Annotated in this window: 27 protein-coding genes; 14 read left to right on the top strand and 13 right to left on the bottom strand. The window is 52.9% G+C overall.

Translation table 11 applies throughout. The features are described from left to right. Nucleotides 1-17: 17 nt before the first annotated feature. The 4 genes from recQ to ACIKP9_RS01425 all read right to left on the bottom strand — a co-directional run bounded on the left by recQ (nucleotide 18) and on the right by ACIKP9_RS01425 (nucleotide 4,918). Entirely contained in the window at nucleotides 18-1,847 is a 1,830-nt protein-coding gene (gene recQ, locus ACIKP9_RS01410; protein WP_400878312.1) for a DNA helicase RecQ, read from the bottom strand. Nucleotides 1,848-1,859: 12 nt separating this feature from the next. Further along, the gene (locus ACIKP9_RS01415; protein ID WP_400878315.1) at nucleotides 1,860-3,434 is read right to left on the bottom strand and encodes a DEAD/DEAH box helicase; all 1,575 of its coding nucleotides are present in this window, start codon (nucleotides 3,432-3,434) and stop codon (nucleotides 1,860-1,862) included. Nucleotides 3,435-3,640: 206 nt separating this feature from the next. Next, nucleotides 3,641-4,354: a pseudouridine synthase gene (locus ACIKP9_RS01420; protein WP_400878318.1), complete on the bottom strand. Its 714-nt coding sequence runs from the start codon at nucleotides 4,352-4,354 to the stop codon at nucleotides 3,641-3,643. 18 nt (nucleotides 4,355-4,372) lie between these two features. Then, the gene (locus ACIKP9_RS01425; RefSeq protein WP_400878321.1) at nucleotides 4,373-4,918 is read right to left on the bottom strand and encodes a DUF3617 domain-containing protein; all 546 of its coding nucleotides are present in this window, start codon (nucleotides 4,916-4,918) and stop codon (nucleotides 4,373-4,375) included. 107 nt (nucleotides 4,919-5,025) lie between these two features. Between ACIKP9_RS01425 and ACIKP9_RS01430 the strand changes: the two genes are divergently transcribed. The 7 genes from ACIKP9_RS01430 to ACIKP9_RS01460 all read left to right on the top strand — a co-directional run bounded on the left by ACIKP9_RS01430 (nucleotide 5,026) and on the right by ACIKP9_RS01460 (nucleotide 8,764). Next, on the top strand, nucleotides 5,026-5,319 hold the full coding sequence (locus tag ACIKP9_RS01430) for a hypothetical protein (protein WP_400878323.1): 294 nt from the start codon (nucleotides 5,026-5,028) through the stop codon (nucleotides 5,317-5,319). 21 nt (nucleotides 5,320-5,340) lie between these two features. Next, nucleotides 5,341-5,958 (top strand): LysE family translocator, encoded by a 618-nt coding sequence (locus ACIKP9_RS01435; protein ID WP_400878325.1) that lies wholly within the window; start codon nucleotides 5,341-5,343, stop codon nucleotides 5,956-5,958. A gap of 30 nt (nucleotides 5,959-5,988) precedes the next feature. Beyond that, nucleotides 5,989-6,510 carry a GNAT family N-acetyltransferase gene (locus ACIKP9_RS01440; RefSeq protein ID WP_400878328.1) on the top strand — a complete coding sequence of 174 codons (522 nt, stop codon included), beginning with the start codon at nucleotides 5,989-5,991 and terminating at the stop codon, nucleotides 6,508-6,510. A 209-nt stretch (nucleotides 6,511-6,719) separates the two neighbouring features. Continuing rightward, nucleotides 6,720-7,058, top strand: coding sequence for a zinc ribbon domain-containing protein YjdM (locus ACIKP9_RS01445; RefSeq protein WP_400878331.1), 339 nt, complete (start codon nucleotides 6,720-6,722; stop codon nucleotides 7,056-7,058). Nucleotides 7,059-7,062: 4 nt separating this feature from the next. Then, nucleotides 7,063-7,401, top strand: a complete 339-nt coding sequence (locus ACIKP9_RS01450) for a tRNA-binding protein (RefSeq protein WP_400878334.1) — start codon at nucleotides 7,063-7,065, stop codon at nucleotides 7,399-7,401. Nucleotides 7,402-7,536: 135 nt separating this feature from the next. Beyond that, nucleotides 7,537-8,271: an SEL1-like repeat protein gene (locus ACIKP9_RS01455; RefSeq protein WP_400878337.1), complete on the top strand. Its 735-nt coding sequence runs from the start codon at nucleotides 7,537-7,539 to the stop codon at nucleotides 8,269-8,271. Between the two features lie 40 nt (nucleotides 8,272-8,311). Further along, nucleotides 8,312-8,764 carry a GIY-YIG nuclease family protein gene (locus ACIKP9_RS01460; protein ID WP_400878339.1) on the top strand — a complete coding sequence of 151 codons (453 nt, stop codon included), beginning with the start codon at nucleotides 8,312-8,314 and terminating at the stop codon, nucleotides 8,762-8,764. Nucleotides 8,765-8,909: 145 nt separating this feature from the next. Here ACIKP9_RS01460 and dhaK read toward each other — a convergent pair whose 3' ends face one another. The 3 genes from dhaK to rpiA are packed head-to-tail and all read right to left on the bottom strand — an operon-like array spanning nucleotide 8,910 to nucleotide 11,257. Further along, on the bottom strand, nucleotides 8,910-9,899 hold the full coding sequence (gene dhaK / locus ACIKP9_RS01465; protein ID WP_400878342.1) for a dihydroxyacetone kinase subunit DhaK: 990 nt from the start codon (nucleotides 9,897-9,899) through the stop codon (nucleotides 8,910-8,912). Nucleotides 9,900-9,926: 27 nt separating this feature from the next. Further along, complete coding sequence (gene dhaL, locus ACIKP9_RS01470) at nucleotides 9,927-10,565, bottom strand: dihydroxyacetone kinase subunit DhaL (RefSeq protein ID WP_400878345.1); 639 nt, start codon at nucleotides 10,563-10,565, stop codon at nucleotides 9,927-9,929. Beyond that, nucleotides 10,562-11,257 (bottom strand): ribose-5-phosphate isomerase RpiA, encoded by a 696-nt coding sequence (gene rpiA / locus ACIKP9_RS01475; RefSeq protein ID WP_400878348.1) that lies wholly within the window; start codon nucleotides 11,255-11,257, stop codon nucleotides 10,562-10,564. The genes dhaL and rpiA overlap by 4 nt, the downstream gene beginning before the upstream one ends. Nucleotides 11,258-11,336: 79 nt before the next feature. Here rpiA and ACIKP9_RS01480 point away from each other — a divergent pair, with 79 nt between their 5' ends. After that, the gene (locus ACIKP9_RS01480; RefSeq protein WP_400878351.1) at nucleotides 11,337-12,131 is read left to right on the top strand and encodes a TrmH family RNA methyltransferase; all 795 of its coding nucleotides are present in this window, start codon (nucleotides 11,337-11,339) and stop codon (nucleotides 12,129-12,131) included. Between the two features lie 13 nt (nucleotides 12,132-12,144). Here ACIKP9_RS01480 and hslO read toward each other — a convergent pair whose 3' ends face one another. Then, the gene (gene hslO / locus ACIKP9_RS01485; protein ID WP_400878354.1) at nucleotides 12,145-13,026 is read right to left on the bottom strand and encodes an Hsp33 family molecular chaperone HslO; all 882 of its coding nucleotides are present in this window, start codon (nucleotides 13,024-13,026) and stop codon (nucleotides 12,145-12,147) included. Nucleotides 13,027-13,199: 173 nt separating this feature from the next. Here hslO and ACIKP9_RS01490 point away from each other — a divergent pair, with 173 nt between their 5' ends. Beyond that, nucleotides 13,200-14,888, top strand: a complete 1,689-nt coding sequence (locus ACIKP9_RS01490; protein ID WP_400878357.1) for a diguanylate cyclase — start codon at nucleotides 13,200-13,202, stop codon at nucleotides 14,886-14,888. 4 nt (nucleotides 14,889-14,892) lie between these two features. Here ACIKP9_RS01490 and gluQRS read toward each other — a convergent pair whose 3' ends face one another. From gluQRS to ACIKP9_RS01505, 3 genes are all read right to left on the bottom strand, one after another. Continuing rightward, nucleotides 14,893-15,792: a tRNA glutamyl-Q(34) synthetase GluQRS gene (gluQRS, locus tag ACIKP9_RS01495; protein WP_400878360.1), complete on the bottom strand. Its 900-nt coding sequence runs from the start codon at nucleotides 15,790-15,792 to the stop codon at nucleotides 14,893-14,895. A 67-nt stretch (nucleotides 15,793-15,859) separates the two neighbouring features. Then, nucleotides 15,860-16,186 carry a DUF3301 domain-containing protein gene (locus ACIKP9_RS01500; protein ID WP_230346892.1) on the bottom strand — a complete coding sequence of 109 codons (327 nt, stop codon included), beginning with the start codon at nucleotides 16,184-16,186 and terminating at the stop codon, nucleotides 15,860-15,862. Next, a complete protein-coding gene (locus ACIKP9_RS01505) occupies nucleotides 16,186-17,358 on the bottom strand; it encodes a PilT/PilU family type 4a pilus ATPase (RefSeq protein ID WP_400878363.1) in 1,173 nt (390 codons plus the stop codon). The genes ACIKP9_RS01500 and ACIKP9_RS01505 overlap by 1 nt, the downstream gene beginning before the upstream one ends. A 296-nt stretch (nucleotides 17,359-17,654) precedes the next feature. On the opposite strand from ACIKP9_RS01505, the gene ACIKP9_RS01510 reads away from it, so the two are divergent. Next, entirely contained in the window at nucleotides 17,655-18,326 is a 672-nt protein-coding gene (locus tag ACIKP9_RS01510) for a hypothetical protein (protein WP_400878366.1), read from the top strand. Between the two features lie 42 nt (nucleotides 18,327-18,368). Here ACIKP9_RS01510 and pap read toward each other — a convergent pair whose 3' ends face one another. Beyond that, nucleotides 18,369-19,862 (bottom strand): polyphosphate:AMP phosphotransferase, encoded by a 1,494-nt coding sequence (gene pap / locus ACIKP9_RS01515; protein ID WP_400878369.1) that lies wholly within the window; start codon nucleotides 19,860-19,862, stop codon nucleotides 18,369-18,371. Between the two features lie 252 nt (nucleotides 19,863-20,114). Between pap and ACIKP9_RS01520 the strand changes: the two genes are divergently transcribed. The 4 genes from ACIKP9_RS01520 (at nucleotide 20,115) to ispF (ending at nucleotide 23,066) form a co-directional block, all read left to right on the top strand. Continuing rightward, nucleotides 20,115-21,323 carry an ammonium transporter gene (locus ACIKP9_RS01520; RefSeq protein WP_400878372.1) on the top strand — a complete coding sequence of 403 codons (1,209 nt, stop codon included), beginning with the start codon at nucleotides 20,115-20,117 and terminating at the stop codon, nucleotides 21,321-21,323. A gap of 142 nt (nucleotides 21,324-21,465) precedes the next feature. Next, nucleotides 21,466-21,846 carry a YbaN family protein gene (locus tag ACIKP9_RS01525; RefSeq protein ID WP_400878375.1) on the top strand — a complete coding sequence of 127 codons (381 nt, stop codon included), beginning with the start codon at nucleotides 21,466-21,468 and terminating at the stop codon, nucleotides 21,844-21,846. A 42-nt stretch (nucleotides 21,847-21,888) separates the two neighbouring features. After that, nucleotides 21,889-22,587, top strand: coding sequence for a 2-C-methyl-D-erythritol 4-phosphate cytidylyltransferase (ispD, locus tag ACIKP9_RS01530; protein ID WP_400878378.1), 699 nt, complete (start codon nucleotides 21,889-21,891; stop codon nucleotides 22,585-22,587). Then, on the top strand, nucleotides 22,584-23,066 hold the full coding sequence (gene ispF, locus ACIKP9_RS01535) for a 2-C-methyl-D-erythritol 2,4-cyclodiphosphate synthase (RefSeq protein WP_400878381.1): 483 nt from the start codon (nucleotides 22,584-22,586) through the stop codon (nucleotides 23,064-23,066). Before ispD ends, ispF begins: the two co-directional genes overlap by 4 nt. A gap of 64 nt (nucleotides 23,067-23,130) precedes the next feature. On the opposite strand, the gene ACIKP9_RS01540 is transcribed toward ispF, so the two are convergent. Beyond that, entirely contained in the window at nucleotides 23,131-26,217 is a 3,087-nt protein-coding gene (locus ACIKP9_RS01540; protein WP_400878383.1) for an efflux RND transporter permease subunit, read from the bottom strand. Nucleotides 26,218-26,221 lie beyond the last annotated feature (4 nt).

Here is a 26,221-nt window from a genome sequence, read left to right on the forward strand (position 1 = left end):
GATAGTCGGCCTTTGTATTAATGGGCATGTTCTTCCAATACCTCCAGGAATTCATCGCCATATCGCTCCAGTTTGCTAGCGCCAATGCCGCTGATCCGGCTCATTTCATCCAGGCTGCCAGGGCGGCGATTGAGGATTTCCAGCAAGGTGCTGTCGTGGAAAATCAGATACGGCGGTACTTCTTGCTCTCGGGCCAGCTCCAGGCGCTTGGCCTTGAGGGCAAGCCAGAGCGGGTTATCTTGAACCTCCTTGTAAGCTTCGCGGCTGCGGCTGGCGCGTTCGGCAGTGCTTGCACGTGCATCGGGAGGGTCACTGCGGAGCCAGATTTCACTTTCACCACGTAATAGTGGCCGGGCTTCCTCAGTGAGGCGCAGGCCGCCATAGCCCTCCATGTCGGTGGAAAGCAGCCCGGCTGCGACCAGCTGGCGAAACACACTGCTCCATTGCGTCTGGCTCAAGCTTTTGCCAATGCCAAACGTGGATAACGATTGGTGGTTAAAACGCTTGATTTGTTCCGTGGTCTTGCCAAGCAATATGTCGATGAGGTGGCCTGCGCCAAAGCGCTGTCCGCTGCGATACACGCATGAAAGCGCCATGCGGGCAGCTTCTGTGCCGTTCCAGGTGTCCACCGGGTTGAGGCAGTTGTCGCATTGCCCGCAATGACCCGGATGCTGCTCGCCAAAGTAACGCAAGATACCTTGGTGGCGGCAGGCTGTGGATTCGCAGTAGCCGAGCAAGGCATCCAGCTTCTGGCGTTCCAGGCGCTTTCTTTCTTCTGGCGTATCGCTGCCATCCAAGAGCTGGCGCATACTCACCAAGTCGCCCAAGCCATAGACCATCCAGGCATTGGCATCCAGCCCGTCGCGGCCTGCACGGCCAGTTTCCTGGTAATAGCCCTCCATGCTCTTGGGCAAGTCGAGATGAACGACAAATCGCACGTTGGGTTTATCTATACCCATGCCAAAAGCAACGGTGGCCACCATGATGACACCTTCCTCGCGCAGGAAACGCTGCTGGTTGGCCTGGCGTACGCTTGCATCCAAGCCAGCATGGTAGGGCAGCGCATCCCAGCCTTGTTCCTTGAGCCAGGCTGCTGTTTCCTCCACCTTGCGCCGCGACAGGCAATAGATGATACCTGCATCGTTGGCATGCTCGGATTCGAGGAAGTTGAGTAATTGCTTGCGGGCGTTGTTTTTCAATGCCACACGGTAGCGAATGTTAGGGCGGTCAAAGCTTGAAATAAATTGACGGGCGTCTTCCAGGTTGAGGCGCTCGACTATTTCATTACGAGTCGGGGTATCTGCCGTGGCAGTCAGCGCAATGCGCGGTACTGCGGGGAACTCTTGATGCAACACCGTAAGCTGGCGGTATTCTGGCCGGAAATCATGCCCCCATTGCGATACGCAGTGCGCCTCGTCAATCGCAAACAGGGCGATGCCGAAGCGCTGCTGGATTTCATGCAAGGTGCTGAGGAAATTAGGCGTCATCAGCCGCTCGGGAGCGACGTACAGTACCTTCAGCTCACCACGCATCAATGCCTGGTAAACGCTGCGTGCAGTGTCAGCATCCAGACTGGAGTTGAGGAATGCAGCATCAATGCCGAGCTGGCGCAAGGCATCCACCTGATCCTGCATCAAGGCGATTAATGGTGAAACAACAATGCCGACGCCTGGCCGCAGCAGTGCCGGGATCTGGTAACAAAGTGATTTGCCACCACCTGTCGGCATCAGCACCAGCGCGTCGCCACCGTCTGCCACATGATTGACGATGGCTTCCTGTTCGCCACGAAAGGCGCTGTAGCCGAAGGTTTGCTCCAGCAGTTGCTGGGCCGCAGTGTTCGCCTGCATAGGGTTCAAATGCTAGCGGCGACCCCGATTGGGGCGCTGCCCGGAGTTATTGTTAAACTGGCGCTTGGGTGGCTGTGGCGGCACGAATAGGCCCACCTGTGGCATGGCCTGGTGGCGAGCAGCTTCAGACAAGAACTTTTCTGGCTTTTTCTTGGCTTGATCCGCTTGGCCTTGAGGCTTGTTGCGTTGATCTTGATGCTGGGCAGGCTGTTGCTGGCCTTGAGCACGCTGCGGCCTGGCTTGGTTTTTGGCCTGGTTGTTTCTGCCTTGACGCTGCTTGTTGCTGCGTGGTTCGGCACTATTGCCTGCGTTATCGTCACGCTCGCGCTGACCTTGACCTTGCGGGCGGTTGTTCTTGGCCTGGCGTGATGGTGCCTGTTGCGGTCTTGGTGGGCGGCTTTCTACAGCGGGTTTTTCGCTAGGGACGAACTCACCAGGAATGTCCAGTTTTGGAATTTCTCGTTTGATCAGGCGCTCAATACCCTTGAGCAGTTTGACTTCCTCGCCATCTACCAGTGAAACAGCAGCACCTGAGCAACCGGCGCGACCCGTGCGGCCAATACGGTGCACGTAGTCTTCCGGTACATTGGGTAGCTCGAAGTTGACCACCTGAGGCAATTGGTCGATGTCGAGGCCGCGTGCAGCAATATCGGTTGCGACCAGCACTGGCAAGGTGCCGTCCTTGAACTCAGCCAGCGCCTTGGTGCGAGCAGATTGGCTCTTGTTACCATGAATTGCGGCAGCGGCAATGCCGTCCTTGCTAAGTTTTTCTGCCAGGCGGTTGGCACCGTGCTTGGTGCGGGTGAAAATCAGCACCTGCTTCCAATCGTGGTGACGAATCAGGTGGGCGACCAAGTCACGCTTATGGCCTTGGCTGACGAGGTGCACGGTTTGTTCGACCAGCTCCGATGCCGTGTTGCGGCGAGCTACTTCTACATAACCAGGGTTGTGCAGTAGGCCATCAGCTAGTTCCTTGATCTCGTCGGAGAAGGTCGCGGAGAACAGCAAGTTCTGGCGTTGCTTGGGCAATAGCGCCAATACACGCTTGATGTCGCGGATAAAGCCCATGTCCAGCATGCGGTCGGCCTCGTCCAGCACCAGTATCTCAATGGCGGAAAGGTCTATGGTTTTTTGCGCAGCGTGATCAAGCAGGCGACCGGGTGTGGCCACCAGGATATCGACGGGTTTTTTCAGGCGCTCGATTTGCGGGTTGATACCCACACCGCCGAACATCACCATGGATTTCAATGAAAGATGTTTGCCGTAAGTTTGCACCGATTCTTCCACCTGGGCAGCAAGCTCGCGTGTCGGTGTCAGGATCAGGCAACGTGGCTGGCCTGCCTTGGCCTTGAGTGGCTTGCTATGCAGCAAGTGCAGCAAGGGCAGGGTAAAGCCTGCGGTCTTGCCTGTCCCGGTCTGTGCGCCTGCTAACAGGTCGCCGCCATTGAGTACCAGGGGAATAGCCTGGGCCTGGATCGGGGTTGGGTTGGTATAGCCAGTATCGGCAATCGCACGCAGAATAGGTTCTGCCAGGCCGAGATCGGAAAATTGTAAGTTGGAAAGCGCAATGCTCACGTCAGAAGACAAGCTGAAACTCCATTATATTCAAGGGTGTTTTGTCGGCCTGTTACGATGACATAACTCCAATCTAGGCAGACAGCAGGAAGGTATCTTTTTGATATTAAAGACCGCTGCGCGGATTGGATGTAGCGCAGGGAAAGCAGATTATACGGTAAAAATATGCCAGCTGGGCAAGGAATGCATGAGATGTTTTTCATGCATTCCCATCGTGCTTATGCCTGGCGTACCGGAGAAACGGCCTCCAGCATGGCGGCATCCAGCCAGCGCCATTCGCCTTCGGCGAGGTCATCCGGCAAGGCTAGGTTGCCGATGCGGATGCGCTTTAATGCCTCAACGCGGTTGCTCACCGCAGCCAGCATACGCTTGACCTGGTGGTATTTGCCTTCTGCCAGTGTCAGGTGCAGTACATGGTCGCTGATGATATCAGCGGCGAGTGCTGCCACAGGCGCTGGTTCATCCAGCAACTGCACGCCGTTCAGCAGCAAGGTGGTTTGCGCCTGATCCAAGGGATGCTTGGTGGTCACTTCGTAGACTTTAGGCACTTTCCATTTCGGCGAGCTCATGCGGTGGATGAATTGGCCATCATCCGAAAGCAGCAGCAGGCCAGTCGTGTCCTCGTCCAGCCGGCCTATGCTTTGCACGCCGCGTTCCAACAGGGCAGCAGGTAGCAGACTAAAAATACTGGGGTGGTGCTGGGGTTTGTGTGAGCATTCGTAATGCGCTGGCTTGTTGAGCATCAGGTAAGCTTGGGTGCGGAATTGCCACGCTACGCCACGCACCGTGAAGTGCAGGTTGTCTGTCTCGAATTCGGTGAAAGGGAAATCGCAGAGTTCGCCATTTACCGTCACTTCACCGTGGCGAATCATGGAGCGGCAAATCTTGCGGGAGCCAAAGCCCTGCGAATGCAGGATACGTTCTAGTTGCATAAGTTGAATTTAAATTGGTTATGGCTGGTAAGTGGGAATATCAGCATCGCAAGCAGGCTTGACCCATTTGCCGCTGATGGAAGAGTTCTGGTTGACGGGCAGGCCTTGTGCAGTTCCCTGCATGGACATATTGCCCTGAAAGGCACTTTCGCTGAACAAGGTCATATCAAAGCGGCCATTGCCCTTGATGGCACCATTACAACTAATATCGCCAGTGACTTTATTACCTTGATGCTTGTAATTACGCACGCTACAGCCATCTTCTGTCTGCGGCAGTAGTGGTTGTTTTAGCTTGGCTTGTTCTGGTGTAACGCATTGCTGTGTGGCGATGGCATTGCCGCCCACGGGCAATTCAATACCGAATTGGCGTAATTGCTCCAGCTGCTCAGGGGCAATAGCAGGCATGCCTTGCAGGGCCACTGAAATTTCCCACTGGCCAGGCTTGATCTGCTCAATGGCAAACGCAGGCAGGGCGAGTGTGGATAAAGTAGCGCATAGAAACAGCTTGGCGATGTGATTGGGCATGGGCAGGCGGCGTTGATGATGAATGGTGCAGTATAGCATTCCCTGGTAGCCTGCTTTGCAGCAGCAGCGATGGCTTGTGGCATCGATGTTTCACACTTTTATATGTCACACTTGGCCTGACAGCATATTGAGAAAGTAATCATTTCATGAGAGCTAACATTATTATTTTGGTCATCGGCCTTGGTTTTCCGCTATTGAATGCAATGGCGGGAGGCGCAGATTGTGAAAGCGAGGCAGGAAAGCAGCAAGCAGATATACTGGTGCAATGGTGCAGAAATGTGAGCCCGGCAACGCATCCACCCTGTCATGCTGCCAATCGTTGTAGCCTGATCATTGATGAGATCAAGCGTGGATGTGCATTCCTCCAGCATGAGGAACATGTCCCATATTATTGCCAGCTCACCTATACACATGAGCCTGAAACAACCACTCCTGAGTAAGCGTTTTTTTGAATACTGATCATGTTCGACATCCAGCATTATCCAAGCTTTATTGCCGCTATCCTTGTTTATCAGATGATTCCAGGCCCAGGCACCATTACGATTTTAAACGCGGCGGCGCGTAGCCATATGGCTGGCATGGCAGCGGTTGCAGGTACCCTGTTGGGTGACATGGTCTGGATGGTCGCGGCCGTCGCAGGGCTGGCTGCGGTGATGCAGGCTCATCCCTTGTTGTTTTCATCTTTGCAGTGGCTGGGGGCTGGCTATCTGTGCTGGATAGGGATGCAACTGTTACGCACGAGGGCATATGCGGTTATCGAACCCAAGATGCTCACGCGTCGTGAGGGTGCATATTGGCGTCGTGCATTTGCAGTTTGCATGACCAACCCCAAGGCTGTGCTATTTTTCTTTTCCTTCTTTCCTCTATTTCTCAAACCAGATGCTTCCGTAGGCACATTGCTGATCATGATGTTGCATGTCACGCTGGTGTGCTTGTTTTATCAAGTGCTGCTGGTATGGCTGGGGAGCAAGATTGCCCAGCGTTTAAGCAAAAGATCAGGTGTATCGGTATGGGGTAGGCGGGTAGCTGGGGTCACCCTGATTGCGTTTGGCATTAGGTTGGCACTGAATCATGCATAATCGCAGCTTTGCAAAGGAGTGCTCACACCGATGGATGGCTTTACCTGCATAGACCAAGCAAGTGCGCTGGATGCCGATGCTATTGCTGCCTTGGTTAACCAGGCATACCGCCCAGAAGGGCATACCCACGGATGGACACACGAAGCAGCCTTGGTATCAGGCCTGCGGATATCGCCTGCACAGGTACGAGCGCTTTTCCGGGCAGGCTCAAGTATATTGGTCATGCGTGGCAAGCAAGGTTTGCTGGCTTGTGTGCATATCGAGCAAGCAGGGTTGGCTTGTTACATCGGCATGCTGGCCACTTTGCCGAGTAGCCAGAACCAAGGATTGGGCAAGACCATGCTGCAAGCTGCCGAAGTGCTTGCTACCCAGCAATATGGTGCCCATGTCCTAAAAATGCTGGTGTTGTCCTCCAGGCCAGAGCTACAGGCTTATTACGAGCGTAGGGGTTATGCCCTGACCGGACATTGTGAGCCTTATCCTCTCTATGCTGGGGTGGGCGTACCTCAGCGAGAGGATCTGATTGTGATGGAAATGAGCAAGCCAGTGTAAATCGCCTCATAGAGGTGGGTGGGTATGAGAAGGCGTAGAGAAATAACGCATCTTTGCAATCCACAATGAGCTGAATTATTGGGCTTTCCCAGTTCGATTTGAGATAATTCCCAGAAAACGGCAATACAGCCGATGACCGCCAGTGTCCTAACTAGCGAGATAAGCGCAGCACTGCCTCCATATAACCATGATTTGAATAGGTGTTAGTAATGAGCGAATTACCCAATTGTCCACAATGCAGTTCCGCATATACCTACCAGGACGGTGAATTATTGATCTGCCCGGAATGCGCGCATGAATGGAGCGCTACCAGTGACGAATCCACAAGTAGTGACTTTATCGTCAAGGATGCCAATGGCAACCTGCTGCAAGATGGCGACACCATCACCGTGATCAAGGATCTCAAGGTGAAAGGTTCATCGCTGGTGGTCAAGGTTGGCACCAAGGTGAAAAACATTCGCTTGGTGGATAGTGATCACAACATTGATTGCAAGATCGATGGCATCGGCGCGATGAAGCTGAAATCGGAGTTCGTGAAAAAGGCCTAAGCCCATGAACGAAATTAGCTTCGAGGATTTTCTCAAGGTGGAGCTGCGCGTGGGCGAAGTGGTTTCCGCCGAGCCATTCGCCGCCGCCCGCAAGCCAGCCTACATTCTGCATGTCGATTTCGGCCCTGAGATCGGCGTGCTGAAATCCAGCGCCCAGATCACTGCGCACTACCAGCCTGCTGAATTGATAGGCAAACAAGTGGTCGCGGTGGTCAATTTTCCGGCGAGGCAGATCGGCCCGATCCAATCACAATGCCTGGTGACTGGCTTTCATGATGAGAATGGCGCGGTAGCTTTGTGCGTGCCGGATAAGGTGGTGCCTAAGGGGACGAAGTTGCTTTGAGTAAAGTTGAGTCAGTGTGTTTAGAAGCGCTGACTCAATAATGGAATTGAAATATTATCCTGAAAAATTTTAGGCGGTATAAATTATATTTAGGCACTTACATTAAGTAATTCGGCGAACTCGGGGAAAATGAAGATGGCACTGTTTAGCAATCCATTCTTTAAAAGCAAAATCAAAGAAACAGAAGATGACTACTCCAAAGGGGTGTGGTGTCTACAGAATGGCAACTTTTATGATGCTGACAAATTTTTTAGGGTGGCAGCAGCTAGTGGGCATGTGTCCGCTCTATACAATTTGGCCCTCATAAACGGTGGCGCAAGCATTAGTCCCTATGACATAGATTTTGCCATCAGCTGCTTCCGCAAAGCAGGTAATAATGGACATCCGCAGGCTAAAGAGTTTTCCACATGGATCGACAAAGCTGAAGATACGTCTTTTGGCACGACAGCTCTCGCTATATTCGCTGCACAACTTCCTACTGAGGATGCACCCAATCACCTTCTGATGATGGTGGGCTGCAGGCTCTACAGTGCTCTTTGCCTTCAGTACGGAGTAACAGACTCTGTTATTGAATATGAGTTGGATGCTGCTAGCACAAGCGATCATCCATATATTCATAGATTTATAGAAAGAACGGGTATTAAGAAGTCTATCTATTCAGGAGGTCTTAATAGAATCCAACCAGGATCGGCTGATGATCAGATTACGGACGGCTTAAATAACCTATTCTTGGGGCTAAAGCACTCTGGTCATTCCGATGAACTAGGGTTAATGATTCGTTGCACAATCGTTGGTTATATCATCTCAAAATCAAAGCATGCAAATGGAGCGGCACGATTGCTTGGGGTCGATAAATTCTTTGCGCGATAGCCTCTTTAACAATTCATTCAGGGATTAGCGGTGATTTCAAATGTCTTACATTGATAAACTTATAGCGAACTGCCAAGCAGCAAAGGTAGCAAAGTCCATAAAAGAGTTTGAAGGGAATGATCTTTCAGCGCTCAGTTTCGGGGACAAGGCGATATATATAATTGAAGAAATAAATGGTAATCCTGAACAGACATTTTTAGATTTTTCTCGCTACAAACAAAAAAAGGAGAGGGCATGTGCAAAGTTGAATTCTCCTTCATCCATTATGTATGTTGGTTCATCAACAACTGATGTTAAGAAGAGAATTGAGCAGCACATGGGGCAGGGGCACAAGGGAACGTATGCGCTCCATTTGCATCATTGGTTTAGAGGTGAGTACAAGATAATTATTAGACAATATGATGTTTCTAATGAGGTTCTTCAAATTATAGAAGATGATATTTCTGACCGATTACGACCAGCTTTTGGTAAGCAAGGTAGCAACAACAAATAAAATTATCGTAGCTCACCTAGGGTGCAATAACCAATGGGTATTGCACTGTATGAAATCCTAAACCCCTAACCTTCTTCATAATTCATTGCAAACATAAATCCAAATAAAGATGTCGCTCGCGGCATCTTTATTTTATGAGTCTCGGTTAGCACTGCCAGCGTAATGCGGCAGTATGCACCGGGCTATCCCAGTGCTGCCTGATTTCATCATCAAGCAGGGTGACGGTGATGGAGGCACCCGCCATGTCGAGGGCGGTGGTGTAGTTGCCTACCAGCGAACGGCTGATAACCAGGCCATGCGCTTGCAGCAGCTTGGCTGCACTGTTGTAGAGCAGGTATAGCTCCATGAGCGGGGTGGCGGCAAAGCCATTGATCAGGAGCAGGACTTCGCTGCCCTGCGTTGGCTTGAGGTCTTCCAGGATGGCGGCGACCAGGTCTGCGACGATGGCGTCGGCGTTTCTCATTTTTTCGCGCCTGCGACCAGGTTCGCCGTGGATGCCGACGCCCATTTCCAGTTCTGTTTCGTCAATATCGAAAGTAGGCCTGCCCGCTGCGGGTACGGTACAGCTGGTGAGGGCGACGCCCATGGAGGCGGTGCGGCTGTTGACTTTGTCACCGAGCGCCTTGCAGGCGGCAAGGTCGGCCCCGGTCTCGGCCAGGCTACCGACGACCTTCTCGACGATGACGGTGCCAGCCACGCCGCGGCGACCGGTGGTGTAGGTGGAGTTCTCCACCGCGACATCGTCGCTGGTGAGCACGGTAGCATTTTCGAACGGCAGCATTTCAGCTGCCATCTCGAAGTTCATGACATCTCCGGCATAGTTCTTGACGATGAACAGCACACCCTTGCCAGCGTGTACGGCTTCAGCTGCTGCCAACATCTGATCTGGGGATGGTGAGGTGAACACGTGGCCTGGGCAAGCGGCATCCAGCATGCCATAACCGATATAGCCGCTGTGCAGCGGCTCATGGCCCGAGCCGCCGCCGGAGATGATGGCGACCTTGTTTTCTGCTTTTTCCCTGCGGGTAAAGAAGTGCGGTTCCAGGTTGAGGCTGACGATATCCGAATGCGCCGCAGCAAAGCCGCTCAGGCTTTCGGTGAGGATGTCGTCGACGTTGTTGATGAATTTTTTCATGTTTTTCTCTCCTCCTTTGCGCTGGCTTCAGGCAGCCTGGTGCTGTTTTGCCAGTTCGGTAATGGTGTGGATGATGATCTGGCTGCTGCGTGCGCCTGGGTCGATATGGCCAATGGCGCGCTCGCCGAGGAAGGCGGCGCGGCCCTTGGTGGCGATCATGTCCTTGGTCGACAGCATGCCTTGCTCGGCGGCCTGCTGAATGGCATCGAATACCTGGGTCGGTTCGGCGTTTACCGCTGTGAGACTGCTAAACGTGTTTGCTACCGGGATCAGGGTATCCAGCATGGTTTTTTCGCCAGCATTGGCTTTACCGCGCTGTTTGATGGCTTCGACGCTGGCAGTGAAGGCAGCGGATATTTCGGCTAGCGTGCTGATGTCGCCAGCTTTTTCCACCTTGGCCATGGTCATGAAGAAGGTGGCGATCAGCGGGCCCGAGGCTCCGCCTATGGTGGATAGCAGTTTCATGCCGATGCGTTGCAATACGTCGGCAGGCGGTAGTGGCGCAAGCTCTTCACGCATGGCGAGCAGGGTGGCGCATCCGCGCTTGAGGTTGATGAAGTGATCGCCGTCGCCGATCTCGCGATCCAGCGACTCCAGTTCTGCCTCGCTATTGAGCACGGCATCGTTGACTGCGGTTATGGCTGCAAGGATAAATTCAGTTCTCATTGGCTATGCTCAGCTGTCTTCCAGATTTCTTCCACTTGGCCTTGATCGGCAACAAATACGGCATCAGCCAGCTCCTCGAAAACGCCATGTTCAACAATGCCTGGAATATCGTTGAGCAATTGGTTGAGTTCTCTGCTCTGCAATGTCTTGGGTAGCGTCAGCTCGAGTACCAGGCTGCCATGCGATGTGATGGCCCAGCCATCTTTGGCGGCATTCTGCCGCAGGCTGCTTGCGATACCTAACTGTTGCAAAGATGCCTGAACCAGTTGCCAGGCAAAGGGAATGACTTCGACCGGGATAGGGAATTTTTCTCCAAGGTGACCTACCAGCTTGCTTTTGTCGACCAGTACAATGAAGCGATTGCTTGCACGTGCCAAGAGCTTTTCACGCACCAGGTCGTAACCGCGCCCTTTAAGGAGTGCAAGGTTGCTGGTGACTTCATCAGCGCCATCTACATAAAGGTCCAGTGTGCCCAAGTGCTCCAGTGCAACCAGTGGCAAGCCTTGCTCGCGCGCCTGGATAGTACTGGCCACCGAGCTGGCAGCGGCGGTAATGCGCAGGCCCTCTTCACGATGGCGGCGTGCCAGTTCCTCAATAAAGTAATTCGCGGTTGAGCCTGTACCCAGGCCTACCACCATGCCATCTTGCACATGGCGTGCCGCCTGGATGGCGACGAGCTGTTTGTCGTTCATGGGGTCTCCTCCGTCGGGACGGGTGTTTTTGTGCGGATGCGGTAAAATGGCCCGCATCTTGTGCTGAATGCGATTTTTCATGACATTTAAACATATCACCTCCCGCGATAACAGTCTGTTCAAGCAATTGAAAAAGCTGGCTGACAATACGCGGGAGCGCCGCAAAAACAATGAAACCTTGTTGGATGGCGTACATTTGCTGCAGGCCTATATTGAGCACTTTGGCCTGCCCAAGCTGTTGATCACGGCAGAAGGTGAATCCACGTATGAGGTGGGGGCGCTGTTACAGGAGTTATCCGATGTGCCCACCGTGATGTTCACGACCCTGATGTTTGCCGAGCTATCGCCCGTGGCAACGCCGACAGGGATTCTTGCCCTGGTTGATATTCCGAGTTTGCCAATGCCGGAGCAAGCAGATTTTGTGCTGATGCTGGAAGATATCCAGGACCCAGGCAACCTGGGTAGCATGCTGCGTTCTGCGGCAGCGGCTGGGGTGGAAGGTGTTTATCTTTCCATGGGCTGCACCGATGCATGGTCGCCCAAGGCTTTACGTGGCGGCCAGGGCGCGCAGTTTGTGCTGCCTATCGTCGAGCGTGCGGACCTGGTGGAGGTAACACAAGCATTTGGCGGGCAGACGCTGGCGACTACACTGGCGGGCACTTCGCTCTATGGCATGGATTTGCAGCAGCCAACCGCATTCGTGATTGGCAATGAAGGCGCTGGCTTGAGCGAGGCATTGATCACGGCAGCAAGCCAACAAGTGAGTATTCCTATGATAGGGCAGGTGGAGTCACTGAATGCCGCTGCGGCAACGGCGGTGTGCCTGTTTGAGCGTAGCCGCCAAAAGGCGGCTTCTACTCGGGGCAGTGATTAAGCTTGATGAATATTTAGTGGCGGACGTTGTTGCCGGGTAGGACGATTTCCGCGCTGAACAATTGTTCGGCATCTACCTGGTCAAAATGATATTCGGTGTTGCAGAAGTCGCAGTTGATATCAATCGTATGCTGCTCAGCCAAAATCTCTGCGACTTCTTCTTCACCGAGCATGCGCAGCATGTTGCCTACGCTTTCACGTGAGCAGTTGCAGTGAAACTTCAGTGCTTGCTCCTTGAACAGGCGCACATCTTCCTCATTGAATAAACGCTTGATCAATGAAACAGCAGCGAGGTTAAGCAGTTCTTCATCTTGCACGGTATCTGCAAGCATGGCGATACGATTCCAGGCATCTGGGTCGGCTGCATCGGGCTGGTCTGGCAACTTCTGCAGCAGCATGCCCGCAGCACTTTTGCCATCGCAGGCAAGCCACATACGTGTATCAATCTGTTCCGAGCGTTGCATGTAGTTCTGCAATATCTCGGCGATGCTATTTCCCTCGACCGGCACAATCCCCTGATAAGGCTGCCCACCATCGCGTGGGTCGAGGGTAATGACGAAATGTCCGTCACTGACCATGTCGCTGAAGCTCATGTCATTGAGATCGTCAGACCATTTGGCCGTGGCGCGAACGCCTAAGTCAGCCGTGCACTCCACAACCAACAGCTTGAGTGGGCCTTTGCCTTGTACCTGCAAAATCAAGGCACCGCCTTGCAGCTTGAGTGTGGCGGCTAGCAATGCACTGGCTGCCATCAATTCGCCAAGCGATTGGCGCAGCACCGCAGGAAAATGATGGTGCTGCAGGGCCTGGGTAAAGCTATCGTCCAGGTGAACAATATTGCCTCTGACGGGAGTGCTTTCAAATAGGAAACGGTGCAGTTGGTCGCTGATTTGCATGGATATCTTAGACTTTAAAACGCGGATGGCTAAGATGGAATGATACCATTTGTGCTAAATCTCGAAGAAAGGATTGCACATATCGTACAGCCAGCTGGCTTGCCCAGCTAAAATAATTTGACTATAGTGAGGTAAAAATTGACTATTTTAATTTATTTGAAAAAGCAAACTGAATGGTAGTGAATCAGCGTTGGAGAAAGTGGTGGGCAAAGCTACAAAAATGGCTGGCATTGCGCCACCTGGCGCTAATTGTTGTGTTGACATTGGTGCCTTCGTTCTTATGGATGATGAACCGACTGACAAATGAACTGATCGGCTCGCGCAATTTATTGGAACATACCTATCAGGTGCTTGCCCGGATTGAGCATTTGCGAACCGACATTGATGCACTTGAACTGGGACGTATCAGCTATTTCGTCAGCCACAACATTGAAAGTTTGCAACAGACTAATCACGCCAGAGGGCTGCTTGGTGTTGAAATTGAAGAGCTCAAGGCGCTGACATCCAATCATTATCTGCATAGAAAACTGAATCAGTTTGAACATGTGGCCAAGGCCTTGCTAGAAGAAACCGCACGTAATATTGAAGGCTTGGATCTGGGTAATACCACGTATACAGCATTTAGCCATCAAGCGCAGATGTTGATGCTGCAGGCACGAAGCCTGCTGGAAGAGATGCATCGGCATGAAAACTCCTTGCTGAGCAGTCGCATGGATAGCAGTAACAGCAAGGAGCTGGAATGGGAGCATATGCTGGGCCTGACTGGGATCAGCTTATTATTGATGCTTGGCTTCATCTTGATTCATATGTATCGCGAGATCGTGCAGCATCGCCGCTTGGAAGTGACATTGCGGGAGATTCAGGGACAAAACCAGGTCACCTTGCGTAACCAGGCCTTGATGGGGGAACTGAGTAGTTTGCTGCAAGCTTGTAGCAGCGTTGATGAGTCATTGGGCATGATCCGGCAATTTGCCATGCAATTGTTCAATGTTGATGCTGGTGCGCTTTACCTGTTTCGCGAGTCGCGCAACCAACTTGAGGAAAGAATGAGTTGGGGCATAGGCCTCAAAAGTGAGCCAGTTTTTCAACCCGAGAACTGTTGGGCTTTGAGGCGAGGGGAAATTCATGCCATGAATGGGCGCCCTGAGTCCTTGAAGTGTCGTCATGTGCAAGTGTCGGAAGGCGTTTGTTGTCTTTGTGTGCCTATCATCGCCCAGGGAAATGTATTGGGCGTACTGTATTTAGAAAATCACCATGAGCAGGTTTTCGATGATGTGCAATTGAAGCTGGCTTCTACCGTCACTAACCAGGTGGCATTGACGCTAGCCAGTATGAAAATGCAGGAAACCCTGCGTAACCTCTCGGTGCGTGATCCACTCACAGGATTGTTCAATCGCAGGTATATGGAAGAGTCGTTACAGCGCGAGCTTGCCATTGCCCAGCGTAAACAACGCCAGTTGGGTGTGGTGATTCTCGATCTGGATCATTTCAAGAATTTCAATGATACCTTCGGCCATGATGCGGGTGACTTCCTGCTGCGCGAAGTGGGGGCCTTGTTGGTATCAAACTCGCGCTCCAGCGATATTGTGTGCCGGTTTGGTGGCGAGGAGTTTGTGCTGATTTTCCCGGAAACTGAAGCCGAGATCATGATGGAGCGTACAGAGCATTTGCGCAAAGTGATTTTTGCCTTGCAGTTACAGCATTTTGGCCGTTCGCTAGGGCAGGTTTCGGCCTCGTTTGGCCTGGCTTTCTTCCCTGTACATGGGAACACGGCAGATGAGCTACTCAGGCTGGCGGACAAAGCACTCTACCGTGCCAAGGCAGCCGGACGTAATCGCCTGGAAATGGCAGTGCGTCCTTAATGCTCTAGATCAGGATAGTGCGTTGCCGCAGGATATGAGCAGGTTGCCAATGCGACAAAGCCCACTGCCATATCGCTGCATGATGATCTGTTTGGAGTTCGACTGGCGGCTCTTGCCCCAGGAATGCCAGCGCCTGCCATAAATCATGGCTTGTATTATCGCTATCCAGCGCTTGCGCCAGTGTTTGCTTGCTGAGTTTTTCACCTGCCATATTGGCTGCCACTGGCACATGCAGATAAGCCGGATGAGCATAGCCTAGTGCTCGTTGCAGGAAAATCTGCCGGGGAGTCGAATCCAGCAAATCAGCACCGCGCACGATATGCGTGATGCCTTGCATTTCATCATCGACAACCACTGCGAGTTGATAGGCAAACAATCCATCGGCACGCTTGAGGACGAAATCGCCGATATCGCGCGATAACACTTGGCTGATTTCTCCTTGTACCGCGTCATGGAAATGGATGGGCGTATCGTCTACCTGAATACGCCATGCCCGCGCATGTTTGCCTGCGGCCAGCCCACTGCGGCAGGTGCCAGGATAAACCAAGCCATCAATGCCGTGGATGGCAGAATCGGCGATTTCCTTGCGTGAGCAGCCGCAGGGGTAGACCAAGCCACGCGCTGCCAACATGTGCAAGGCATCCTGGTAATAGTGATCGCGTTGGCTTTGGTATATCACTTCGCCATCCCATTCAAAACCATAGGCTTCCAAGGTGCGTAAAATCAAGTCGGCAGCGCCTGGCATTTGCCTGGGGAGGTCCAGGTCTTCAATGCGTACCAGCCATTCCCCTTGATTGCTGCGTGCATCCAGATAGCTTGCAACTGCGGCAATAAGCGAACCGATATGTAAAGGTCCTGTAGGGGAGGGGGCAAAACGGCCCCTGATGTTGCTAAATTCTGACATCGTTGAGACAGGCTGGGTTAATGTCTTTTCGTAGGCAAGCTGCTCTGCCAATGTAGATGATGTAGCGCTAATACAGCGGGTTGGACGGCACGGGTTGCAAATAGGGTGGGATATGCCAGCTTTGCAAATGGCGGCCCAGCATGACCAGTTCACATGACAGGCGATCACTGCCGCGGGCACTGACTTCAAATTGATACGTACGTTGTAATTGCATACGCCCTCGGCTGTTACGACCAAACCATACCTTGCTGCACGAAACGGTTTCGTCCAGCAGTTGCAGGTTCCAGCGCTCTGCCAGTTCGCGCCCACAGGCAATGGCTTGTTCACGGCTGGAAATGCTGTCTATCCAGTACCAGGCGCCGATGATGGCAATGATGAGTAAATAGAGTTCCATTATGGTGTCAGTGGGTCAGGTTCTTCTTCGGGTTCTTCTTCATGCAGTGATAGTGCATCCACACGTGCGTTGTTATCTTCGGCAGCGGCGTGTTTGCCATGCAACTTGAAGCGCAGGCGTAGCTCGTTATAGGAGTCAGCGTTGCGTAATGCATCGTCTTCGGTAATGCGGCCTTCTTCACACAAGGTAAACAAGGCTTGATCAAAGGTCTGCATGCCCAGCTCGACCGATTTTGCCATGGCATCCTTTACCATGCCGGTCTCGCCCTTGAGGATGAGGTCGGCCACTAGCGGTGAGTTGAGCAGAATCTCAATCGCAGCACAGCGTCCTCCGCCTTTCTTGGGGACTAGTCGCTGCGAGATAAAGCCACGCAAATTAAGCGATAAATCCATGTGCAGCTGGGCATGACGCTCTTCTGGGAAAAAGTTGATGATGCGGTCTATGGCCTGGTTGGCGCTGTTCGCATGGAGTGTCGCCATGCATAGATGGCCAGTTTCGGCAAAGGCCAGGGCGAATTCCATGGTTTCACGGTCACGGATTTCGCCGATAAGGATCACGTCAGGCGCCTGGCGCAAGGTGTTCTTGAGTGCGCTAAACCAATCATTGGTGTCACGCCCGACTTCGCGGTGCGTGATCAGGCAGTTCTTGCTGGCGTGGACATATTCCACTGGGTCTTCCACGGTGATGATATGGCCATGGCTGTTTTCATTGCGGTAATCGATCAAGGCGGCAAGCGTGGTGGATTTACCGGAACCGGTACCACCCACCAAGATCACCAAGCCACGCTTGGCCGAGATCACTTCCTTGAGTACCGGCGGTAGGCCCAGATCATCAAAGCGTGGGATTTGCGTGGTGATCGTGCGCAATACCATGCCGACTTTTTCTTGCTGGATAAAGACGTTGACGCGAAAACGGCCTATCTCCTTGGGCCAGATGGCAAAGTTACACTCTTTGCTTTGCTCGAACTCTAGGCGTTGTTTGTCGTTCATCAGCGCATAGGCAAACGCTTTGGTGTGTTCGCCTGTCAGCTTCTGTTGGGTGACTGGCGTCATCTTGCCGTCTATTTTCATCGCCGGGGGAAAGTCTGCGGAAATAAACAGATCGGACGCTTTTTTCTCCAGCATCGAGCGTAGCAATGTATGCATATAGGCCAGGGCTTGTTCCTGATTCATGCCAAATCCAATCCGTGATGCTAGGTTTAAAGGGCAGGTGCCATATTAAATGAGGTTAAACGTTGCTGTCATTATGTATGGCTGGGCTGGTAACGTAGTGTCATCCTATGTGGTTTCTTCTCTTGGGCAGGTGATTGGCAAGCAAGACTGGAATAAGATGTGATATGAGGTCATGTATTCCTACTATCAAGTCCCTAAATTTCATTTGGAGGATGCCGCTAATATGCTTACACTGCGATGGTATCCCGATTGGGAGCTGTTTTCTGAATTGACCGTAAGCGAGTTGTACCAAGCCCATGAATGATATCCGCGAACGCGAAGCCATGACCGCCTATCTCAGGTTGCTCAAGAATAAGGGCGTTGATGATGAAGGGCTTAAAGAGCGAGAGCATTGGCTACTCGCATTGATTCCCGCGATTACCGGGCAAGCAGTAGATGGCCTAGTCTACCGCGAAGCCGTTGAGCAGCTGTTGACCGAAGTAGAGCGCGAGCAATGGCCATTTTTCCTCTCCGTGGTACGCGAGTACTACCATTTCTGGAATCAGGATATCAAGGCGATTGCTGCCTTGAATGCAGGGCATGAGTTTGAGCTTAACCCAACGAAGTGGCAGCCCGTCGAGCACGATCTCAAAACCTTGTGGCAACGCCTGGATAACGAGAAGTTTGGTGTAGCGGATACTTGGCCACTCAAGGCTTATAGCCATGCATTGCGTCAGGAGGGCGCTGACCAGGCATTGGTCGATACTCGATTGCGCTTAGTGAAACTACTCCTACTCAAGCTACGCGACGCACCAGAGCGCGACCATAAAGTTTACCGGCATGCGGTGGATGCCACGGTAGGTGTTTTTACCATGAAGCCTACCCAGCGCTTATTCCTGGCCGTGGTGCGGGAGTTTTATTACTTCTGGATCGGTGACCCAGATGCCATCCAGCACATCCAGATTGAACGGGCAGAAAATATCGCCTGAGGATGTAAATGCTGGATAGCTGTTCGCCTTACTGAGGTTACGCTACTTCAGCGCTTCAAGCTTGCGCTCTAGCTGTTCGAAAATCGTCTTGAGTATCTTGATGCGTGCGTATTTCTTGTCATTAGATTCTACCAATGTCCAGGGTGCCCGCTCTGTGCTGGTGCGGTCTATCATGTCGCAGACTGCTCGTTGATAGTCGTCCCATTTCTCACGATTGCGCCAATCTTCGTCGGTGATTTTGTAGCGCTTGAACGCGGTGTTTTCCCTTGCCTTGAAACGGGCTAATTGCTCTTTCTGGTCTATATGCAGCCAGAATTTCACTAGCACGATATCGTGGTTAAGCAATTGCTCCTCGAAATCATTGATTTCTGCGTAAGCACGCATCCAGTCTTGAGTGCTGCAAAAACCTTCTACTCGTTCCACCAACACTCGGCCATACCAGGTACGGTCAAAAATCGTCACGCGCCCACGGCGCGGTAATTGTCGCCAGAAGCGCCAGAGATAAGGTTGCGCATTTTCTTCATCTGATGGAGCCGAAATAGGGATGATGCTATAGGTGCGTGCATCAAGCGCCTGGGTGACGCGGCGAATGGCGCCACCTTTGCCGGCGGCATCCACACCTTCAGAAGCAATAATTACTGAAAGCTGGTTGAATTTTTCGTGCCGGGTGAGCAGGTTAAGTTTGCCTTGATATTCCTCCAGCTGGTCTTCGTAGTCATCCTTGTCCAGGGATTTGCTCAAATCCAGCGTGTTGAGTACGTTGAGATCATCCACGGGCTTGAGAGCCAGGGCAGGCGCGGCTGCCTTGCGTAGCGGGGGGGCTTTGCTATCAAGCCGGGCGCGGATGATGTCGAGCAAGTATTTTCCTGTAGTCAGGCTACGATAGTTGGGGTCAAACCCCTCAATCACCATCCAGGGCGCGTTGGCTGTGCTGGTTTCACGCAGGATATGGCCAGTAAGCGTGCGGAACTCGTCATAGTGCTTCAGATGTTGCTTATCTTGCTCCGTGACGCGCCAGCGAGTCTTGGGATTGGCTTCCAATTCGGCAATGCGGTTTTTCTGCTGTTTTTTGGAAAGGTGGAACCAGAGTTTAATGATAAGTGCGCCCTCATCGGTGAGCATGCGCTCGAAACGTACAATATCGCTGAGATGGCTATCCAGCTTTTTACGCAACTTTCCACCTGCCAGATTTTCCAAAATCGGCGCGGTATACCATGAACCGAAGAAAATCCCGATTTTGCCCTTGGGGGGTAATTCCCGCCAGAAGCGCCACATATGCGGGCGTTCAGCTTCATCCTCCGTTGCCGGACCAAATGCACAAGTGTGTATCAGACGTGGATCCATCCACTCATTGAGCAGGTTAGCCGTTTCTCCCTTCCCAGCGCCATCCACACCACCAATCAGAATCAGCACGGGGAAAGCCTTGGCCTCAGCCAAGTCGAACTGAAGGTCAAGCAAGGCTTCACGCAGAGCAGGAAGCTCTTTTTTGTAGAGATCATCAGGGATGCTATGGCCAAGCTCGGCTGATTCAAACATGTGGTCACTTTCTGGTTAGAAGCCTGTTGGGACCGGTTCATGGTGCATAAATTAATGATAGGTGTCAAAACTGGAAGTTGTGAATTCAAAATTGCACTTTATTGGTGCAATGCACGATTGATGGTTTTAATTTGGTGCGATGTGTGGTTGTGTTGATGGGTAAGTTGTTAATAAACAATTGGTTATTTGTTGGCCTGGTTTTTGCTAAAAATACCGCACTATAAAAATAGCATGATGAATCTAGGAGATAAGATGGAGACGATGCAGTCAGGAAACGACGTATTTTTTATATTGCTAGGCGCTATTATGGTGCTTGCTATGCATGCTGGTTTTGCCTTCCTTGAAGTGGGCACTGTGCGCCGCAAGAATCAGGTCAATGCGCTGGTCAAGATCATGGTGGATTTTGCAGTGTCTACCATTGCTTATTTTTTCATTGGTTACAGTGTGGCTTATGGTGTTGGGTTTATGCAGGGTGCCGAAGCACTTTCTGCCCACCATGGCTATGAGTTGGTCAAGTTCTTTTTCCTGCTGACTTTTGCAGCGGCTATTCCCGCCATTATTTCGGGTGGTATTGCCGAACGAGCTAGGTTCAATCCCCAGTTGGCAGCAACCTTTGCCATTGTCGGACTGGTTTATCCCTTTTTCGAAGGTATTGCATGGAACGGACATTTCGGTTTTCAGGATTGGCTGGAAGCCGCTTTCGGTGCTTCCTATCATGATTTTGCTGGCTCTGTAGTTGTCCATGCCATGGGTGGCTGGATTGCCTTGGCCGCCGTATTGTTACTTGGGCCGCGTATTGGGCGTTACAGCAAGGATGGAAAATTGCACGCTTTCCCACCCTCCAGCATCCCTTTTCTTGCGCTTGGCGCCTGGATACTGACTGTGGGCTGGTTTGGCTTCAATGTCATGTCTGCCCAGACTGTAGATGCGGTCACTGGCCTGGTGGCGCTCAATTCACTGATGGCGATGGTGGGTGGCACCCTGGCCGCCTTGCTGGCAGGCAAGAATGACCCCGGCTTTGTGCACAATGGCCCTTTGGCTGGCTTGGTCGCTATCTGTGCTGGCTCTGATGTGGTTAATCCGCTTGGAGCCTTAGTGATTGGCCTCGTTGCCGGTGCTGTATTTGTCTGGACTTTTACCCTGACACAAAATCGCTGGAAGATTGATGATGTGCTGGGTGTATGGCCCTTGCACGGTATTTGTGGTGCCTGGGGCGGTATCGCCGCTGGCATCTTTGGAGCCACTGCGCTGGGTGGTATGGGTGGCGTCAGCCTGGTATCACAGGTGTTAGGCACTGCACTGGGGGTGGTGGTTGCGCTGGCTGGTGGATTGATTGTGTATGGCACACTCAAGCTGGTGGTTGGTTTGCGGCTGGATGCCGAGCAGGAATATGATGGCGCGGACTTGTCCATCCACAAAATTGCAGCGACGCCTAACCTCGCAGCCGGGCAGGATGAATAGTCAGGCCAAGGATGTGTGACTAGAAAAGTCCTGCCCTTGAGCAGGGCTTTTTTATGTGAGGTAGGCGCTCTTGCGTAGACGAGGCTGGGCTTTTGACTGGCCGCCGTGGTATCTTCGGATTGTTGTCGATTTCAGGTGTTGTATGCTTAGGCAAACCAAGATTTTGTTATGGCGTTTGTTGGCCATTATTTCGCTGATATTGGGTGTGATAGGGGCCTTTTTGCCCATCATGCCCACTGTGCCTTTTGTCTTGGTGGCCGCATGGGCGGGCGGGCATGGATGGCCTGCGCTGGAGCATTATCTGCTCAATCATCCCAAGTATGGTCACCATATTCGTGACTGGCGCGAGCGCGGTGCGGTGTCGCGCAAGGCCAAGTGTATTGCCATTTTCATGATGTCATGCAGTGCCACTGGGTTGTGGTTTTCGCCTGCACCATTATGGGCAAAGTGGGGTGTCAGCCTCACCATGGCGACAGTGGCGCTTTGGCTGTCATTGCGGCCTGAGCCGGTACCTTGCAAATAGCCTGCTGCGGCAGCGTGATTCGCCCATGCTAGAATGCCGCCCATGTTGAAATTTCATGTCCTGATCCCCGCCGCTGGCTCTGGCAGTCGTATGGGGGGTACATTGCCCAAGCAATACTTACCCTTGAACGGCAAGCCACTTATCCATCATGCCTTGTCCTTGTTTGCGTCTGCGTCCCGTATTACTTCAGTGCATGTGGTGATCGCGCCAGACGATGCCTTGTGGTCACAACATGAGGTGGATCACGGCAGCAAAGTGGTGGTGCATGCGCTGGGTGGGGCCACCCGTGCCGCTACGGTGTTGAACGGCCTGGAAGCGATTGCAGGCCAGGTGGCAGAGGATGACTGGATATTGGTGCATGATGCCGCTCGGCCTGGCTTGAGCATGGTAATGCTGGATCGCCTGCTGGACAGCTTGCAGGAGGATGCTGTAGGTGGTCTGTTGGCAATCCCGTTGGCGGATACGCTCAAGCGTGCGGATGCTGGGCAACGTGTGGCCAAGACAGAGCCACGCGATGGCTTGTGGCAGGCGCAAACACCGCAGATGTTTCGCTATGCCTTATTGAAACAGGCGCTACAGCAAGCTGGTGGTGTGCCGACAGATGAGGCGCAAGCCGTAGAGGCGCTTGGGTTTAGCCCCAAGCTGGTGCCAGGCGAGTTACGCAACCTCAAGATTACTTACCCGCAGGATTTGCAGTTGGCCGAGGCGATCCTGCTTGCAGATGCAAGGAGCAATACATGATCAGGATAGGAAACGGGTTTGATGTGCATCAATTGGTGGAGGGGCGTCCGTGCATTATTGGCGGGGTGGATATTCCTTTTACCAAGGGCCTGAAAGGCCATTCTGATGCAGATGTGTTGTTGCATGCGATCAGCGATGCCTTGCTCGGGGCCGCTGCGCTGGGTGACATCGGCAAGCATTTCCCTGATACCGATGATAATTTCAAGGGTGCGGATTCACGCGTATTGCTGCGCCATGTGGTTGCCTTGCTCAAGGCCAGGCATTACAACGTCGTGAATATTGATGCCACCATTATTGCCGAAGCGCCGAAGATGGCGCCCCATATTGCGCAGATGGTGCAACATATTGCAGATGACTGTGATATCCCCGCTGATTGCGTGAATGTGAAGGCGACAACCAGTGAAAAGCTAGGCTTTACCGGCAGGGGCGAGGGCATTGCAGCGCAGGCGGTATGTTTGATCCAGAAGTACCAGATTTGAGTGATTCACTTTATAAAAAAGCCCATGGTAGACACCATGGGCTTTTTTTATTGCTGAGAATGGCTTAATCCCTACGCTCTTCAGAGAAATAGGGGTAGAGCAAAGGCAGTAACAGTAAGGTGAATAGTGTGGCGGAGACCAGGCCGCCGACGATCACGACGGCAAACGGCCGTTGGGTTTCCGAGCCTATGCTGTGGGAGAGTGCTGCAGGTAGCAGGCCCAAGCCGGCCATCAGGGCGGTCATCATGATGGGCCTGAGACGTGCCACAGCGCCTTCAATGACGGCCTTTTTCATGGCATACCCTTCGCGCATCAAGTGTTTGATCTGCTCGACCATGATTACGCCGTTCTGTACCGATACCCCTGCAAGGGCAATAAAGCCAACGGCAGCAGAGACAGATAAGTGCAACCCCGCCAGCCCTAGCGCAGCGAGGCCGCCGATCAGGGTGAAAGGGATCATGAGTAGCACCAGCAGAGCGTTTTTCACGGACTTGAATGCCATGAACAACAAGACGAAAATCAGCATCAGCGACAGCGGCACGATCACTTGCAGGCGTTTCATGGCGCGTTGTTGGTTCTCGAACTGGCCGCCCCAGGTGATGCTGTAGCCGGGCGGCAATTTCACCTGCTGCTTGACCTTGTCCATGGCCTCGGCAAGGAAGCTGCCTTGATCGCGGTTCATCAGGTTGGCCTTGATGGCGACGATGCGGGAAACGCCTTCGCGGCTGACGCGTGATGCGCCTTGCTTGATGCTGATATCGGCAATCTCGCCCAGCGGGATGGTGCCAGCATTATCTGGCAAGGCCACCGGAAGCTCGGCAATATCATCCACACCATCACGGTATTGCCTGTCGAGCCGCAAGGTGACATCAAAGCGGCGATCGCCGTCATAAAACGTGTTGGCAGCATTGCCAGCCAGTGCGGTCTGGACGGTGGCATTCACATCATTGACGCTCATGCCGTAGCGCGCGAGCTTGGCTCTATCCAGGGTGATGTCAAGTTCGGAGTTGCCGGAAATGCGGATGGCGGCAACATCTGTGGCACCCTGTATGCTGTTGAGCACATCAACCACTTGGTCGGCCTTGTCCTCAAGGATGGCAAGATCAGAGCCGAATATCTTCACCGAGATTTCTCCCTTCACGCCGGATAACGCTTCTTCCACACTGTCTTGAATCACTTGGGAGAAGTTGGTGGGGATGCCGGGAATCGTGTGTATCTTGGCTGAAATGCTCTCGATCAGGGCTTCTTTGTTCTTGAAGCGCCATTCGTCATGTGGCTTCAAGTCAGCGAGGATTTCGATATTGTTGGGTCCCTTGGGGTCTGTGCCGTCATCGGGTCGGCCCACATGGCTCACGACCAGGCGTACTTCAGGATAGCTTTGCAGAATGCCGCGCACATGCTGCTCGACTTCCTTGGTTTTCAGCAGGCTGGTCGATGGCGGTAAGCTGATCGTAAGCCAGATATTGCCTTCGTCTAGCTTGGGCAAGAACTCTGAGCCAAGCTTGGGTGCCAGTAATAGGGATACGACCAACAGTGCGATAGAGGCAGCGGTCAGGGGCCAGCGGATGCCGGTGGTTTTTAATAATAGGTTGCGATAGCCTTCTTGCAGCTTATGCATCCAGCCGCTGTGTTTTTCCGCCATGTCCTCGCGCCGCATGGTGTAAGAGAGCAAGGCAGGCACCAGGGTGAGTGTGAGCAGGATAGCGCCCAGCAAGGCAAAGCTGAGCGTAAAGGCCATAGGCGAGAAAATCTTGCCTTCCACTCGCTGAAAAGTGAAGATCGGCAGGAAGGCCAGGATGATAATCGCCTTGGAAAAGAGGATGGGGCGGCCCATTTCCACGGCAGTCTGGCGCAAGGTGTGCAGCCGCCAGCCATAGGTTGCCTGTTGTGGCATCTTGTCGACTTGCGTGGTGGCAAGCCTCACCATCAGGGCCTCAACCAGTACCACGGCACTATCAATAATGATGCCGAAGTCCACAGCGCCGAGTGAGATCAGGTTGGCAGAAACGCCGCGGATATTCATGACCACAAAGGCAAACAATAGCGACAAGGGAATAACCGAGGCTACGATAAGTGCAGCACGCCAGTTGCGCAGGAAGACGATGAGAATGGTGACGACCAGCAGTGCACCGACAATGAGGTTTTCCGTTACCGTGTGCACGGTATGCTCAATCAGGGTTGTGCGATCATAGAAAGGCGCAATGCTGACGCCAGGCGGCAGTTTGCTATTGATTTCGGTGACTTTCTCGCGCAGCGCATCAATTACTCGGGCCGGGTTTTGGCCCTTGTTCATGATGACGATGCCTTCTACCACGTCATCCTTTTCATTGAAGGCGACAATGCCTGAGCGGGTGCGGTCACCGATCACTACCTGGCCAATATCGCTGACCAGGATAGGCTTGCCGCCGCGTGAGTCGATGACGGTATTGGCAATGTCGTCCAGGCTTTTGTACAAGCCGATGCCACGCACGACCAGATCTTCATCGCCGCGGTGCATGAGGCCACCACCGACATTACTGCTGTTGCCGCTCAGTGCCTGGTTGACCTGATCGACGGTGATGTCGAATTTCTTTAGCAGGTAGGGATCAAGCCTGACCTGATACTCCTTCACACTGCCACCAAAACTGGTGATGTCAGCCACGCCAGGCACGGTGCGTAGCATGGGGCGGATCTGCCAATCCTGGATGGCGCGGATCTCGCGTTGCGGCATGTCCTTCGGCGCTTCAACCAAGTAACGGAAAATTTCGCCTACGGCGGTGGAGAGGGGAGCCAGTGTTGGCTGGTAATCTGGGGGCAAGTCAGCGCTTTGCAGGTGTTCCAGCACTTGTTGGCGGGCAAAGTAGTCGTCGGTTTTCTCGGAGAAGGTGAGGGTGATGACGGAGAGGCCTGTGATAGAGACTGAGCGCATCTGGGTGAGGTGCGGCACACCGCTCATCTCATGTTCGATAGGCAAGGTGACGACGCGTTCGACTTCTTCTGGCGCCAGGCCAGGCACTTGCGTCACGATGCCAACGTGCACATCCTCAACATCGGGAAACGCCTCGATCGGCATATTATCCACGGCAAAATAGCCGGAAATGATCAGGGCCAGGGTGCCAAGTAGCACGAAGACGCGCTGTTGCAGCGAGAAGGTAATCAGTTTTTCCAACATGATG

Source organism: Methylobacillus methanolivorans, assembly GCF_044751345.1.
In the GTDB taxonomy this organism is placed as follows: domain Bacteria; phylum Pseudomonadota; class Gammaproteobacteria; order Burkholderiales; family Methylophilaceae; genus Methylobacillus; species Methylobacillus methanolivorans.